Origin of the sequence: Pseudomonas sp. TH34, from assembly GCF_016650865.1 — a bacterium.
GTDB lineage: Bacteria > Pseudomonadota > Gammaproteobacteria > Pseudomonadales > Pseudomonadaceae > Aquipseudomonas > Aquipseudomonas yamanorum.
Genome location: NZ_JAEKFB010000015.1, coordinates 1 through 15,466, shown reverse-complemented (window position 1 = coordinate 15,466; position 15,466 = coordinate 1). Strand labels below are relative to the sequence as shown.

Sequence of the window (15,466 nt, the reverse complement as noted above, 5' to 3'; positions counted from 1 at the left end):
ATCAAACAGTGGTATTGGCGAGCATTTTTTCTCCGCTTGTAAGATCGGTCGCCCTCGATCTACTTCGGAGAATAATTAAAAGTGAACCTCGCAAAGATACTGAGCCGAAGTGCGCGTTATTGGCCCGATAATTTGGCCGTTATCGATACACGGCAACGGCTGACTTATGCGCAATTGGAGGCACGCACCAATCGCCTTGCATCGGGATTATTGAAGCTGGGCCTCAAGCAGGGCGCGCATGTTGCGATGTTGGCAATGAACCGTGCTGAACTGGTCGAAGCGGAAGTTGCTTTCTATAAAAACGCAATGGTCAAAGTGCCGATCAACGCTCGGTTGTCCCCTGAGGAAATCATCAGGGTTCTCAATGACTCGCACAGTGAGGCGGTCGTTACCACAAGCCATTTCGCCAGTGCGCTGGCTTCGTACCGGCAAGCACTACCGCATTTGAAATGGGTGATCGCGTTGGCCGAGACCGGTGGCGATGTTTCCTATGATGCCGTGCTGGAGATGGGCGCGGAGACCCCGGTACACGCTGATCCGGACGACGATCATCTGGCCGTGTTGCATTACACCTCCGGTAGTTCTGGTGTGTTGAAAGCCGCGATGCTGACCTTCGGCAACCGCAAGGCACTGATACGCAAAAGCCTGGCCAGCCCGGTTCGCGGTGCGGGTTCTGATGACGTCATGGCCCACGTCGGGCCGATTACCCATGCCAGCGGAATGCAGATCATGCCGTTGCTGGCGGTCGGCGCCTGCAACTTGTTGATCGAACGTTACGACGACGAGTTGTTGCTGCGCACCATTGAGCAAGAGCAGGTGACGCGCTTGTTCCTGGTGCCAGCGATGGTCAACCGCTTGGTGAATTTCGCGAATGTGGAGCGCTTCGACCTCAGCAGCCTGCGCCTGGTGATGTACGGCGCTGCGCCGATGGCTCCGGCGCTGGTTCAGCGAGCCATCGAGGTGTTCGGGCCGATTCTGGCGCAAGGCTATGGCGCGGGGGAAACCTGCTCGTTGGTGACCGTGCTGACCGAGCAGGATCATCTCGTCAAGGACTGCGATGTTCGGCGGCTTGCTTCTTGCGGACGCTGTTATTTCGAAACCGATCTGCGGGTAGTCGACGCGCAATTCGAAGACATCAAACCCGGTGAGATCGGCGAGATCGTGGTCAAGGGCGCGGACATCATGAAGGGCTATTGGCAGGCGCCGGAATTAACGGCAGAAGTCATGCGCGACGGCTACTACCTGACTGGCGATTTGGCCACGGTCGATGAACTGGGTTACGTGTTTATCGTCGACCGCAAAAAGGAAATGATCATTTCCGGCGGTTTCAACGTTTACCCCACTGAAGTCGAGCAAGTGCTGTACAGCCTTCCACAGATTTTCGAAGCCGCTGTCGTCGGCGTACCAGACCCACAGTGGGGCGAGGCGATAAAGGCCGTTGTGGTGCTCAAGTCCGGAGCAAGTCTGGACCAGGAACAGATCATTGAGTACTGCGCCCAACACCTTGCCGGATTCAAGAAACCACGCAGTGTCGATTTCATCGACGAGTTGCCGAAGAACCCCAACGGCAAGGTAGTACGCCGCCTGGTTCGTGACGAGTACTGGAAGAACAGCGATCGCAAGATCTGAAACCACAGAAGAGAATTAGACATGATCGAACCAAGCGAAAAAGCCAAACGCATCATCAGTGACATGGGTGCCTTCATCCGTGACGAAATCATCCCGCTGGAAAAGAAAGAGCAACTGCAATGGGGGGAAGCTTATCCCAAGGCCATCCTCGCCGATGTCTGGAAACGCTCCTGCGAACTCGGTTTCTACAATGTCATGTTGCCCGAGCCTCTTGGCGGGGCGGGGTTGAGTGTGGTCGACCTGTGCGCGGTCAAAGAGTCGGCCATTCTGACCAGTTCAATGCTCGCCCCTCATGTGCTGGGCGAGTTGAGCGGGCCGCCGCGTATCGGCCATCTGTTTCGTGTGGCCAGCGATGTGCAGGTTGAGAAGTTCTTGCAGCCTGTGTGTCGTGCGGAAAAAGCCGTGTGCTTCGCCCTCACTGAAGCCGAGGCCGGTTCGGACGCCAGCGCCATCAAAACCAGCGCTCGGCTCAATGGTGATCACTACGTACTCAACGGCGCCAAACGCTACATCTCCGGTGCTCCTTACGCCGATATTGCCGTGTTGCTGGCGGTTACCGGACCGGGGCAGGGCGCGGCAGGTATTTCTGCCTTCTTTGTTGACCTCAAGGCGCCTGGCGTGAAAATCGATTCGGACTATCAGGTCATGTCTGGCGCAGGCAGCCACGGCAACATTGAACTGTGCGACGTCAAGGTGCCGATGGAAAACCGCATCGGTGAGGAAGGGGCCGGTTTTAAGCTGGCGATGGGGCGCATTACCCTCAACCGTCTGCTGCATTGTCCGACCATGTTGGGGATGGCGGGGTTAGCGTTGAATCTGTCAATCGACTATGCACGTACGCGGACTCAGTTCGGCAAGCCGATTGCCATGTTTCAGGCGGTCAACCACATGATCGCCGACATGGCCACTGAGTTGCTGGCAGCACGTAGCATGATGTACGCCTCGGCAGCCTTGAACGATGCCGGTGGTGATATCAAGGTACACGCCCCCATGTGTAAAGTGTTCGCCTCGGAAACCGCGTTCCGCATCGTCGACCGTGCTGTGCAGGTACATGGTGGTGCCGGCCTGATCCGTGGCAACCCGGTTGAGTGGTTGTTCCGGGCGACCCGAATGATGCGGATTCTCACCGGTACCAGCGAGATCCAGCGCAACACCATCGCCAAGGGTATCTTGATGCCCAACTGAGGCTGGCCCGCAACGCCTGCCTCCGGCAGGCGACTAATACATAACAATAATCAGGGGTATTGCATGCTCAGTGTTGAATCAGCCTATCGACCAATGGCAGCCTGGACGATTGCGGCTCTGCTCGCCGTGATGATGTTGGTGAACTTTCTCGACAAGGTCGTCATCGGCCTGATCGCCGTGCCGATGATGCAAGAACTGCAGCTGTCCCCGACCCAGTTCGGACTGGTCGCAGGAGCACTGCACTGGCTATTTTCGATTTCGGCTGTGGTCGGCGGCTTTATCGCCAACCGCAAGCCAACTCGGATGCTGCTGCTGGGCATGGGTTTGTTCTGGGCGTTGATCCAGTTACCGATGCTGATCGCCACGTCACTGTGGGCGATCGTTGCCTGCCGGGTGTTGCTGGGGATCGGCGAGGGCCCGGCATCCCCGGTGGCCACTCATGCCTTGTACAAGTGGTTCCCGGATAACAAACGCAGCCTGCCGGTGGCCTTGCTGCATTCGGGCAGTGCCATGGGCCTGCTGGTAGCGGGTCTGTTGATCCCCTGGATCAGCACGCATTATGGCTGGCGAACAAACTTTGCCGTGCTGTCGCTGGTTGGCCTGATCTGGTGCCTCATCTGGTACCGGTTTGGACGCGAAGGGCAAATGGACCGGGTGTCGGTGAATGCTGCGCAGCCGGATGCAGACCACATACCCTATCGTCGGCTGCTGATGGATCCCACGGTGTTGGGTAACTACGTCGGCCACTTTGCGGCCAACTGGTCACTGGCACTGACCCTGACTTGGGTGCCTGCCTATCTGGAGAAAGGCCTGGGTATGGCCTCGTTGAGCGCCGGGCGGTTGTTCGGCGTTTTTGTGCTGGTGACCACGCCGCTGAGTCTGATTATGGCGTGGTGGTCCCAGCGTCTGTTACGCCGTGGTCTGCCTTCACGTGTTGCACGAGGCATTTTCGTTTCGCTGTGCCTGATCCTGAGCGGGCTGCTGGCGGCGGCACTGGTATTGCCCGAGCTCTCGGTGGTAGAGCGAATGGCCTGCCTGACGCTCAGTGGTGGGCTGGCACTGGTGATGTATTCGATCGGTCCGGCGATGCTGGCTGAAGTCGTGCCCAGCGGGCAACGCGGTAGCATACTGGCCATCGGTAACGCATGCGGATCACTGGCTGGGCTGGCCGCTCCGGTTGTTACCGGCTATCTCGTGCAAGGCGCTACCGGCATCAACGGTGAGGGCTACGCCCATGGGTTTGTGGTCTGTGGTGCGATTTTGGTGATTGCCGGCTTGAGTGGCTTGTACATAATGAACCCGCAACGCTCACGCGCGCGGCTACAGCGTGAACTGCCTGTCGTCACCGTGCGTGCTCAAGCCTGTTCCTGAGGCAATTGGCTCTCGATCAACTGGCCTTTCCAGCGACCCGATTGCACGGTTTCAACGAGGATCGAGCGAACCAGGTCGCGCATGCACGAGGCGGCGAAGGACAGGGGCTTATGGGTTGAGTGAGCAATGGCGATGGTGCGCTGCACACTCGGCTCGATAATTCGCAGTGCGCATTGCTGCGTGCCTTCCTCGACAGCGGGCCAGTTACAGATAGTCGCCGCCAGCCCCGAGCGCACCAGGCTGCTGAGCCCTTGAGCGGTCTGTTGCTCGTAGGCCACATTGAGTTCGACACCGGCCTGCATGGCAGCCTGCTCCGCGCGGCGGCGCAAATGCGAGCTGCTGCGCGGCGCCATGACCAGCGGGCTGGCAGCAGCCTTGGCCAAGGTAATGACATCGCCCACACCGGGCGTTGGTGGAACGCCCAACCAGTACAGCCCTTCAGTGAACACCGGATCGGCGTGCACGTGCTCCAGTTCCTCGGCGTTCGGCACCACACCGAAATCGACCTTGCCCAGTTCGATCGCTTCACCGCCTTCCTGGCTCAAACCATCGCGCACAGTCAGTTCGATGCTAGGAAACTTTTCACTGGCACGAGTGATGATCAGTGGCAGCAGCAGTGCGGATGCGGTGACAGGAATGACGATGGCCACGCGTCCCTTCGGATTGCCTTTGGTCGACTCCAGTTCGTCCTTGACCGAGTCGACCGTCTGCACCACCGAACGTGCGATTTCGTAAAGGCGCCGGCCGGCGTCGGTCAGGTTGATGCCATCGTGCAGACGCTCCAGTAACTGCACCTCCAGCTCTTCCTCCAGCAAGCCGATCTGCCGGCTTAGCGCAGGCTGGGCAATGTAGGCCCGGCGTGCTGCAGCCGAGAAGCTTCCGGCTTCGGCAATGGCGATGAGATAGCGCAGCTGTTTCAACGTCATGGAGGTGTTCCTGGGGCATGCCAAAGTTTTATGGCAAGTATTGAAAGTTGATATTTGCCGAAGTGAAAACAGCTTTTTACTATGCCCGCAACGACCGGCTAATACTACAATTTGATGCGGTAAGTTGCTGTACCGGCGTAAAAACAAATCTACAAACTTGCATCTTTGATGCTCCACCCGAATGGGCCCTGCAACGGCCGGAACCCTCGGTTCATATATCACGCAACCCGTTCAAGAGGCGGTCACTGAATGAAGCTTTTCGGTTCCAGGCTCAACCTGAGTCGCTACATTCCGAGTGGCGGGCACGCACCTGATCCGCGCTTCACCCTGGCCAACGAGCGGACCTTTCTGGCCTGGATCCGCACTGCATTAGCGTTGCTCGCTGGCGGTGTTGCGGTGGAGGCATTCACATCCACGGTGCTGAACGAGAATGGCAAGGTATTGTTGGTCTGCATGCTGTTGAGTCTGAGCCTGTTGGTCAGTGTCTGGGCGTTCTGGCGCTGGCTTGGCGTCGAGCGCGCATTGCGCCACGGCGCCGAACTGCCGATGCCGTCGGTGATTCCGATTCTATCGCTCGGTTGCGCCGCCGTGACCGTCGTAGTGTTTGCCCTGTGCTGGAGACTCGTGTGACCGATGCAGGCCTGCAGGCGGAGCGTACTGCCTTGGCCTGGCGGCGAACCCAACTGGCGTTTTTCTTGGTCGCTGCGCATGCGTTGCGCTGCCTGTCGCAGCACACCGTCCTGACGCTGTTGATTTCACTGTCGGCAGGAGGACTGGCGCTGCTCATTGCACTGGGTCAGAGGCGCCGCTACGCCAGCAGTGTTATCGCATTGACGTCTGCGCAGCGGCTGGCCAGCCCCGGACGGATAGTGCTGTTGAGTATCTTTGTTTCATTGATAACTCTGGCGACACTGATTGCGGTGCTGTCTCCGTAACGATGGGGAATAAAAATGAAGCCCGAGTGGTCCTGCCTCAAAGATGTAAAAATTATCGACGCCAGTCAGCTGTTGCCTGGCCCGCATGCGACATCGTTATTGCTGCAACTGGGCGCCGATGTGATCAAGGTCGAGCGGCGCGGCTCGGGTGATACCTCCCGTGAACTGGGCAATGCGATATTTGCCCAGTTTAATCGCGACAAGCGCTCAGTGGCATTGAATCTGGACGACAGCGCGGATCGGCAGGCGTTCCTTGATCTGGTTCGTGACTGTGATGCAGTTGTCGAAGGGTTTCGTCCCGGCGTGATGAAAAACCTGGGGCTGGGTTACGACGATTTGGTCAAGGTCAATCCGGCGATCGTCATGTGCTCCATATCCGGCTTTGGTCAGACCGGGCCCTATTCGGCTCACGCCGGTCATGACCTCAACTACCTCGCAATGGCCGGGTACTGGGCTGCGCCTACGCAGGTCGAGAGCAAGGTGGCTCGCCCGGGCGTGCGCGTGTCGGACTATGCCGCGTCTAGTTATGCCGCCCTGTCACTGGTGGTGGCAATCATGAGTGCAAGGCAGAGCGGTGCCGGCCAGCACTTGGACGTGTCGATCCATGACAGCATTCTGTCCTGGACGGCCCCAAGCGCCTGGCTGGCCAAAAGCTTCGAGAAGAACCCGGTGATGTCGCCCATGGTGATGCCGGAGAACGACATTTTCGAAACCCGCGATGGCCGTTACATCGTCTTGGGCATTCTCGAAAACAAATTCTGGACAACCCTGTGCGATTGCCTTGGCGAAGCCTTTCCTCAACTCAATGACCCGCGATTCTCCACCAGAATCGGGCGTCTGGCGTGCAAGAAAGAGGTCAATCAATTGCTCAAGCAGATTTTCCTGAGCAAAACGCTGGCTAAGTGGAGCCAGTACTTGGCTGACGTCGATCTGCCGTTCTCGTCCGTACTCAGAGCCAGTGAATTATTCTGCGATACGCATGTCCGCGCACGCGGCACACTGCGTGAGTTTGCCGAAGAGGCAGCTATTGCAGTGCGCTTTCCTGTCAAGTTCTCTCTAGGTTTGCCTGACACTGAAGGGAAGGTGCCCGCGCTCGGGGAATTCACGTCAACGACCACCAAGTGACAAATGAATAACGTATATTGGCAATTTCAATTTGAAACGATGGCTCCATCCAGAACCGGACCCAGGCAGATTACTTCTGGGGCGAGAGTAGTTAATCAGCAATGAGTGCTTCTGGCCAATTTCGGCCAGAAGCGAACGGCGGCAATGCACAATGGTTTTCGGTCGATCCTGACAGGCAGAAAACGCCCCAGGCTGTGTGAGCGCGCTAAACACCCCGAAAACTGAGAGTTGCGAGGGGTGCCTATGGAATCAGCGCGCGGAAGCGAGAATTAGCTTCGTCAGTGACATAGAAGTTCGTAATGCCGTTTGGGCCGCGCCAGCGGCCCAAACGACTACTAACTGGCGAGCCAAGCGGCTGGGTTCACGCCCTGATCGCCTCGTGCAGTCCTGCTGTGCCGAAGATGCTCATCATTCGTTTGAGGTTGTAGGCGAGCACATGAAGGCTCATCTCTGTGCTCACCCTCGGCAGGTTTTTTTTAAGGCCTCCGTTACGGAGGCTATAGAACCCTCATCGAAGGATCTTCTGTCTTGCTCTGATCGAACAATCCGGATGTTTTTTGGCGCGTTGACACCTAGAGACACGGTGTCGCCTTCGACCTTGATCACTTTGATTTGGATTTCGTCGCCGATGTATAGGCGTTTATTGGGCGTCCTGGCTATGATTAGCAATGAATATTCCTTCTGACTAGCACCTTATATCCATGGATATTAATTGCATGAATTTAGCATAATAGATGTAGGACTATTCTTGATGTTCTGCTGAAAAGTCTTATCTAATCTCTCACTCCCGGACCGGAAGAACTACAAGACATGGAGTGACGATGGACCCTACTGACCTCGGCCTAGGTACAGGTGAGGCATGAGTCGGCCAAAATCGGTCAATTCGATTGAGTTAACTTGGCCAGTAGTCTTCTCTCATGGGAATAGTAGTATTGATGGCATGCAAAGATATTTCTTTACAATCCAGGGCCCGCTGGGTTCTCGATACTAACTTCGATATCCGAAAAAAATGCGACTAGATTAACTACACCTACCGCCACATAGTGCGCGATTATTCCTAGAAGCAGACACGTCACAGCAAGAAAGCCACCAGCGGAGACAGCCATCGAAGCATGGTCCGTCTGAGGCAAAAAAAGTCTGGGTAGGGCTAGTTTGTCGAGACATCAAAACCGTCAAATAGGTCGTTGAGTTTTTTCTTTGTAGCGCTCAGTTGTTTGAGCTGTTCTGAAAGTTCCTTGGTTTTGCGATCTAGCGTTTCCTCGCGAGCGTTCAATTCCGCCTCGCGCAGGACATATTGCTCCAATAGCTCATCATCGCGCTGCTGATTTAGCAATAATTGCTCTTGTTTTTGACCTAGTAGAAGCTCCAGGCCCTGTAGTCTTAACTCTCTGGATTCCAAGGATGTTTGTTGTGTCAGTTTCAGGGCAATAGTGGAAAATGTTTCTAGAGTCGTTTGCACGTCGCGCAGGAATTGTTCAGCCTCATAGCTCGACGTATCACGGATGGAAGGGGTGGCTTCCTCATAAGTTGAGCCGGACTCTGGCGGTGACACAACTATTTCACGGGTCTCGCTCCTGCAGGGGATGTCCCCGCAAGCGCTTGCCATATCTTCTTGGTTGTCCAGCCTTACTAAAGCGTGCTCCACAAATTCGCCGGCCGCCGCTTCTGTTTCGCTATCGCCAAGCCTAATGGTGGCGTCAAGCTCAATGGCCGGCCCAAAGTGTACGGATGGCTCGAACCCCAAAAGTTTAACAGCCCACTCCTTCTCGATATTGAAAGAGTGGTGCTCCTTCAGCGGGGCTGGCAGCACCACTTGGTTGGTGAGGTCCAGAAGATGATAGTGGATATCTGAAGTTCGTCGTTTACCGGTCATCGCCTCTCGAAGAGTTTGGCTGAATACGAACATCGCCATTTGCGCGTCTTCGTCTGAAATGGACACACCCAAAGTGTAACTGTCACCTTCTTTCAGCAGTGATGTCATGTAGGCGCGCGCGTCCGTCTCGTTGACCTCCTCATTCAGGGTGTACGCTAGAAAGTTTTTCTGGGTCTCCGGGATGACGAAGCTACAAAGCACAGCAGCCGTCATCAAGTCTTGGTTGTCATTTGTTATAGAGATAGTTCTTACAAGCATAAGTTCACCGTAAATAAGCGTAAGTATTTTGCGCGACAGAATACAAGGAAATTGTTGCAAAGATATGCAAGCCTTCGCTGGCAATCGAGGGGACACATCTGAATTATTTAAGGATTTATCTGATAGTCATTATCTAAATCAGCGAACCCATAAACAGCGTTTATTGTGGTTGGCCTCGTCAGGGTGATCGGCTTTTCAAGAGTCGTTCGTTATTGATGATTTTTTCTCCTATGAGCCGCCACCTTTGAATGAGTGGCGTGCAGCGACTCAACAACCTCACTCTCTTTTTTGAATTCGAAAACCATGATCAACATATCCAACCTAACCAAGAGTTTCTCAAGAAAAATTGCGGTCAACGACCTTTCCTTCCAAGTTGAGCCAGGGGAGGTGTTGGGGTTTCTTGGCCCAAATGGTGCCGGTAAATCCACGACCATGAAAATGTTGACGGGCTTCATCTCACCGACCTCCGGCTCGGCGAGCATTCTAGGGTTTGATATTCGTACCCAACGCTTGAATGCACAGCGGCAAATGGGCTACTTGCCGGAGGGAGCGCCCTGTTACGGCAATATGACTGTAATGGGCTTTCTTGACTTCATTGCAGGTGTCCGCGGTTATAGAGGCTCGGAAAGGCAAGAACGTGTGGATCGTGCAATAAATCTGTTGGAGCTTGGCGGGGTCTATCGGCAGACCATCGAGACCTTGTCTAAGGGGTTTACTCGTCGGGTCGGACTGGCTCAGGCGATCATGCATGATCCCAAGGTACTGATTCTCGATGAGCCCACGGACGGCCTGGACCCGAATCAGAAACAGCAGGTGCGTGAACTGATCCAGGGTTTTGGTAAGAGCAAGATAGTGATTATCTCCACTCATATTCTCGAGGAAGTGTCGGCGATCTGCAGCCGCGCGCTGATCATTAACAATGGCCGGCTACTGGCGGATAGCACTCCAGCAGAGTTGGAAAGCCGCTGTCGTTATCATCACGCTGTGACACTGCAGGCTGACAGGCCATTGGACCTGCTTGCCCTTGCGGTATTGCCAGGCGTCGCTGGCATTGAGGAGAACCACGCCGAGAAGAGCCTTACGGTGCTGGCTCGGCCTGGCGAGGTGATTTTCCCTCAGATCAGCGCGCTGATTGCCGCCAAAGGGTGGCAGATGAAAAAGCTGGACCTGGAGCAGGGCCGTCTCGACGAAGTCTTCAAACGTCTGACTCAGGGAGAAATGGTATGAGACAGCTACCTGCAATTTTCAAACGTGAGTTGACCAGTTATTTCACCACGCCGCTGGCTTATGTATTCATTGAGATATTTCTGATTCTATCGGGTGCATTCACTTTCTATTTGGGCAACTTTTACGAGCGTAATCAGGCTGATCTGGCGCCTTTCTTCGGTGTTCAACCTTGGTTGTACCTTTTCCTTATTCCTGCATTGGCTATGGGGCTATGGGCCGAAGAGCGCAAATCCGGCAGTATCGAGTTACTGATGACACTTCCTGTGACTTGTTTCGACGCAGTGGTCGGGAAATTTCTTGCGGCATGGGTCATCGTCGGGATCACCTTGCTCCTGACCGTACCGATGGTGATCACCGTCAATTATCTGGGCAACCCAGATAACGGTGCGATCCTCACTGCCTACCTGGGCAGTTGGTTGCTGGCAGGGTCCTACCTGGCGATTGGCTGCTGCATGTCGGCACTAGCCAAGAGTCAGGTAATCGCGCTGATCCTGACTTTGGTGGTGTGTCTCATATTTATCGTCAGTGGGTTTCCCTTGATTCTCGATGTGTTCGATCCATGGGCGCCTCAATGGTTGCTGGACTTTCTGGCCTCGATGAGTTTCCTGACCCGCTTTGATGCGATAAGCAAAGGGGTGATTGACCTACGCGACCTGCTCTACTTCATCAGCGGGATCTTCGCCTGGCTGGTGGCCACCGCCGTGGTGGTCAATTTGAAAAAGGCCGAATGAGGAGTAGCCATGAAGCGTCTAATTTACTCCTGCTTCGGCCTGCTTCTGATCGCCTTGCTGTTTCTGGCCTTTAATATAAGTACAGGGTTGTTGCTCCCAGGAGCCCGCATCGATCTGACCCAGCAAAAGCTTTACTCCATCAGTAGTGGTACAAGGCAGATCCTCAGTGGCCTGGATCAGCCTATCGACCTTTACTTTTTCTATTCCGACAGCGCTACTAAAGGGCTCGTGCCACTGCGCGGCTACGCCACGCGCGTCCAGGAGTTATTGAAAGCTTACGAACACGAGGCCAAGGGCAAGATTCGCCTCCGGATCATTGACCCACAACCTTTTTCTGAAGAGGAAGACAGGGCAAATGGATTCGGCCTTCAAGCCGCACAGATGGGGCCTGGTGCTGCACCAATCTACTTCGGCTTGGTCGGTACCGATGTGCAGAATAATGTTCAGATAATCCCGCTCTTTCCACTGGACCAGGAAGATCGCCTTGAGTACGACATCAGTCGGCTACTGCAAACGTTGGAAAAGCCAAAACGACCGGTGGTGGGATTGCTTTCGAGTTTGCCGGTGAATGGAGGGTTCGATGTCAAGTCGCAACGCAAGAGCGAACCCTGGATGTTGATCAAGGAAGTTCGCCGGGAGTTTGACCTGGTGGATCTGAGGAGCAACATCATGCAGATACCTGAAGACATCGACGTGCTGATGCTACTGCATCCCAAGCACCTGCCACAGTCGACGCAGTACGCCATTGATCAGTACGTATTGGCGGGCGGCAAGGTGCTCGCCTTTGTCGACCCCCTCAGTGAACAGGACCCTGGTTCAGAATATTTCGGTATCACCAGCAAGGACAGATCCTCTGACTTGGCAACTCTCTTCAAGGCGTGGGGATTACGGATGTTGCCAGACTCTATTTTGGGGGACGGTAGTTACGCGCTATTCGACGGCGCGAGGGAGGGGCCGCCCGCAGTACTTCGGCCATTCACTCTTGAGTTACCGGCCCCTGGCCTGAATCAAAATGATCTGAGTACGGCAGGATTGGAAAGCATCAACCTGTCGACTACCGGGATACTTGAGCCGATCGAGAATGCCACCACCAATTTTATCCCCTTGATGCGCAGCTCCGACGTTGCCATGGCATTCGATACGGCCCGTTTCGACAGTCAAAACGCTTCTGCAGAGGTGATGCGTGAGCTGACACCACATAGTGAACCGCGTGTCATCGCGGCTCGAATTCAGGGAGCCGTACAATCAGCGTTTCCGAGCGGCATCGATGGACACCGGGACGGTCTTAAACAGGCGCAGGAGATCAATCTGATAGTCGTCGCCGATACGGACCTGCTGAGTGATAGGATGTGGGTGGAGTTGGAGGAGGTCGACGGTCGCCCGGCTCCGCGCCCTTGGGCAGACAATGCATTCTTTGTGATCAACGCGCTGGACAACTTGTCCGGCTCTGACGCACTGAACAGTGTTCGCTCTCGTGGTCGTTATAGCCGTCCCTTTGTTCGGGTGGAGCAATTGCAGCGAGATGCCGAAGCCAGGCTCAGAGAAAAATACTACCTACTTCAGCAGAGTCTTGAGCAGACAGAACTCAAGCTGGCGCAATTGCAGGAAACGCACGAAGACAAGCCACTGATATCGAGTGCTGAACAGCAGATGGCTGTCCGTCAGTTCATTCATGAAAAAGTGCAAATTCGCAAGGAGCTACGCGAGGTTCAGTACCAGTTGAATGCCGATATCGATAACCTCGGGCGCACCTTGAAAGTGATCAATATTGCGGCTGTTCCGCTTCTGTTGACCTTCTGCGTGCTGATTGTGTGGGGATTGCGGCGAGCCCACAGACTTGTTGTCTCACACCGCAAACCTCGTGATTAGGCGTCTTCCGCAAGGTACATTCAGAAGCACGGGGGAGTAACTCTGTAGAAAAAATGCCACTGTAGATTAAGCGTGTACGAAGGTTTGTGTTGTGTCACTAACAGCATGGCAACGGTCGCAAAGTAGCTTGAGTAACAATCGAAATGGCCTGACATGCTTCGCATGCCAGGCCATTTTTTTTACCCTGTGTGCTGTGACGTTAGAAGCGGAAGTTTCGGCCTATTGCTGGTACTCCGAGCGCTGCTCCGGAAACGCTATTGAGGTTTTGCTGACCAAAGTTTTGACCGATCAACCCTCCGTAAACCTGCCCGGAGTTCGCCTTGAAGTCGACCTTGCCGCTGGCTGATGACAACATGACAGAGCCTGTGTTCACCGCAACCAGACCACCGAGGTTGGCGTAGTCGCCACCCTCCACGGTAGTGGAGGCCGAAGAGGTGCTGATCTGGCCGGAACTCATGCCAGCCAAGCCGCCGACACGACTGCTTTGCGCACCGCTGACGCTGCCTTTGGTATGGGAGTTATCAACCCGCCCGCCCGATAGGTTGCCTACCAAGCCACCTACCGTAGACCCCATTCCGCCAACCGACGTGCCGAAGTTGGTGGCGTTGGTAATGGCCGTGTTACGGCTGTAGCCAACCAGGCCGCCGACAATGGCATTGTTTCCACCGGTTACGGTGCTGCTGGCCGTAGCGTTGGTGATGGAACCACCTGCACTGCTGCCCACGAGGCCACCGACATTGGCGTTGTTGCCGCCGCTTATAGTGCCGCTGACCGTAGCGTTGGCGATTACGCCGCCAGCGTTGTTGCCAACCAGACCACCAACATTGCCGCTGTATGCGTCACTGACATAGCCAGTTGCTGAGACATTCGAGAGTGTGTTGGCCAGGTTTTTCCCTACCAGCCCACCGATGGCTTGCGTCGCGCTGCCTTTCACCTGGCCGCTGGCCGAGGAGTTGGCGATCGAACCTTGCCGGTTAAGGCCGACCAGGCCGCCAATCAGGCTGTTTTTACCGCCCGAAACACTGGCTGAGGACTGGGCGTTCGAGATGTTACCGATGTTGTGGCCTACCAGCCCCCCGATGTTCAGGTTGTCGCCGAACAGATTGACCGAACCCTGGCTGCTGGAGTTGGCAATGCTTCCTCCTTCGTTAAGCCCAACGAGACCGCCCGCGCTGTTTCCATAGTAAGAAGTGCTTGCCGCCATTTGTCCCGTAACAAGTGTGTTGGCTCGGCTATTGATGATCTGCGCCATACCATTGGCATTGGCGACGTTCTCACCGACCAGGCCGCCCATGGCAAACGTGTTCTGGTTTCCCGTTACCTGTCCCCTGACGCTAGAGTTTCCGATGGTGCCACCCAAGTTGACACCTACCAGGCCACCGAGAGAGTTCAGGTAGGAAGAGCCGGTTACTTGAACTTCATTAGCCTTGACGTTCTGGATGGTGCCAAGGTTAATCCCGGCGAGTGTGCCGACTTGGGTGTTGTACTGAGGTGATGAACCACCGTCGACCGAGATGCGCTCAAGGTTCAGGTTGTTGATCTGCCCGGCGTTCGCAGCGAAGAGGCCTACACCACCTGCACTGCCATGGATGGAAAGGTCGCTGATGGCGTTACCCAGACCGTCTAGGACGCCTGTCAGGGCCGCGCCATCGCCGATGGCCTCGAAGCTCCCGGTGCCCTTGATGGCGTTACCCAGTACGTATCGGCCAGCCATGTTGTCACCGATCTTGCGCAACTGATCTAGGTTTTGCACCACATCATAGGACTGGCCATTCACGCGGAACGTGGCGTCGTCGCCTGACAATGTCACTGCCTTACCGTCCTTGATGGAGTGACCGTTATTAACGCGCTGGTTGAGCTCCAGGCTAGAGCCGGCCCCCGTTAATGCTATATTTTCATTAATCTGGATACTGCCCTGCTTGGCATTCAGTTGCACACCGGAATTGGCACCGCTGGCGTTCAGAGCGCCATTGACCTGCACATTACCGCGCTCGGATGTCAGTCCAAGAGTGCTGGAACTGTTCCAGGAGATCGGTGCTTCAACTGACAGATTACCCTGGCTGCTGGCCAGTTCGATGTTGGTGTTTGCCAGGTTTTTCGACAGCGTGTCGGAGTGCACGGTTGGTACGTTGCCGTTAGGCGAGACATTGCCGCCATTGATGCTGGTAATGCTACCGCCGATGCTTACGCTTCGGGTATTGCTGTTGGCCAGGCTATTGCCATTTTTATTGCCGATCTGGCTGCCGATGATGCTGCCGCTCTGCTGGCCAATGAGGTTGCCGCCAGATCCAGCAGTGCCATTGCTATTGCCAAACTGCCTGCCAATGGTGCTATCGA

The 15,466-nt window shown here is 55.3% G+C and carries 13 protein-coding genes; 9 read left to right on the top strand and 4 right to left on the bottom strand.

Annotated features, from left to right (window positions below):
- Window positions 1-81 precede the first annotated feature (81 nt).
- The 3 genes from JFU58_RS10045 to JFU58_RS10035 all read left to right on the top strand — a co-directional run bounded on the left by JFU58_RS10045 (window position 82) and on the right by JFU58_RS10035 (window position 4,185).
- A complete protein-coding gene (locus JFU58_RS10045) occupies window positions 82-1,629 on the top strand; it encodes an AMP-binding protein (protein ID WP_201140480.1) in 1,548 nt (515 codons plus the stop codon).
- A gap of 21 nt (window positions 1,630-1,650) precedes the next feature.
- A complete protein-coding gene (locus JFU58_RS10040) occupies window positions 1,651-2,814 on the top strand; it encodes an acyl-CoA dehydrogenase family protein (protein ID WP_201140478.1) in 1,164 nt (387 codons plus the stop codon).
- A gap of 63 nt (window positions 2,815-2,877) precedes the next feature.
- The gene (locus tag JFU58_RS10035) at window positions 2,878-4,185 is read left to right on the top strand and encodes an MFS transporter (protein ID WP_201140476.1); all 1,308 of its coding nucleotides are present in this window, start codon (window positions 2,878-2,880) and stop codon (window positions 4,183-4,185) included.
- Here JFU58_RS10035 and JFU58_RS10030 read toward each other — a convergent pair.
- Window positions 4,170-5,111 (bottom strand): LysR family transcriptional regulator, encoded by a 942-nt coding sequence (locus tag JFU58_RS10030; protein ID WP_201140474.1) that lies wholly within the window; start codon window positions 5,109-5,111, stop codon window positions 4,170-4,172. The two genes, JFU58_RS10035 and JFU58_RS10030, sit on opposite strands and share 16 nt — an antisense overlap.
- Window positions 5,112-5,360: 249 nt before the next feature.
- On the opposite strand from JFU58_RS10030, the gene JFU58_RS10025 reads away from it, so the two are divergent.
- Genes JFU58_RS10025 through JFU58_RS10015 form a run of 3 tightly spaced genes read left to right on the top strand, consistent with a single transcriptional unit; the run spans window position 5,361 to window position 7,171 of the window.
- Window positions 5,361-5,741, top strand: a complete 381-nt coding sequence (locus JFU58_RS10025) for a YidH family protein (protein ID WP_201140472.1) — start codon at window positions 5,361-5,363, stop codon at window positions 5,739-5,741.
- Window positions 5,738-6,046: a DUF202 domain-containing protein gene (locus JFU58_RS10020; protein ID WP_201140470.1), complete on the top strand. Its 309-nt coding sequence runs from the start codon at window positions 5,738-5,740 to the stop codon at window positions 6,044-6,046. Before JFU58_RS10025 ends, JFU58_RS10020 begins: the two co-directional genes overlap by 4 nt.
- Window positions 6,047-6,061: 15 nt before the next feature.
- Window positions 6,062-7,171 carry a CaiB/BaiF CoA transferase family protein gene (locus JFU58_RS10015; RefSeq protein WP_201140468.1) on the top strand — a complete coding sequence of 370 codons (1,110 nt, stop codon included), beginning with the start codon at window positions 6,062-6,064 and terminating at the stop codon, window positions 7,169-7,171.
- A gap of 456 nt (window positions 7,172-7,627) precedes the next feature.
- Here the strand turns inward: JFU58_RS10015 and JFU58_RS32595 are convergent, their stop codons facing one another.
- Window positions 7,628-7,840, bottom strand: coding sequence for a carbon storage regulator (locus JFU58_RS32595; RefSeq protein WP_201140466.1), 213 nt, complete (start codon window positions 7,838-7,840; stop codon window positions 7,628-7,630).
- Window positions 7,841-8,318: 478 nt separating this feature from the next.
- Entirely contained in the window at window positions 8,319-9,302 is a 984-nt protein-coding gene (locus JFU58_RS10005) for a hypothetical protein (RefSeq protein WP_201140464.1), read from the bottom strand.
- Between the two features lie 303 nt (window positions 9,303-9,605).
- On the opposite strand from JFU58_RS10005, the gene JFU58_RS10000 reads away from it, so the two are divergent.
- Genes JFU58_RS10000 through JFU58_RS09990 form a run of 3 tightly spaced genes read left to right on the top strand, consistent with a single transcriptional unit; the run spans window position 9,606 to window position 13,129 of the window.
- Window positions 9,606-10,529: an ABC transporter ATP-binding protein gene (locus tag JFU58_RS10000; RefSeq protein WP_201140462.1), complete on the top strand. Its 924-nt coding sequence runs from the start codon at window positions 9,606-9,608 to the stop codon at window positions 10,527-10,529.
- Window positions 10,526-11,260, top strand: coding sequence for an ABC transporter permease subunit (locus JFU58_RS09995; protein WP_201140460.1), 735 nt, complete (start codon window positions 10,526-10,528; stop codon window positions 11,258-11,260). Before JFU58_RS10000 ends, JFU58_RS09995 begins: the two co-directional genes overlap by 4 nt.
- 9 nt (window positions 11,261-11,269) lie before the next feature.
- Window positions 11,270-13,129: a GldG family protein gene (locus JFU58_RS09990; protein ID WP_201140458.1), complete on the top strand. Its 1,860-nt coding sequence runs from the start codon at window positions 11,270-11,272 to the stop codon at window positions 13,127-13,129.
- 199 nt (window positions 13,130-13,328) lie between these two features.
- Here the strand turns inward: JFU58_RS09990 and JFU58_RS09985 are convergent.
- Window positions 13,329-15,466, bottom strand: a 2,138-nt coding sequence (locus JFU58_RS09985; protein WP_274610124.1) for a beta strand repeat-containing protein, incomplete at its 5' end; no start/stop codon positions are given.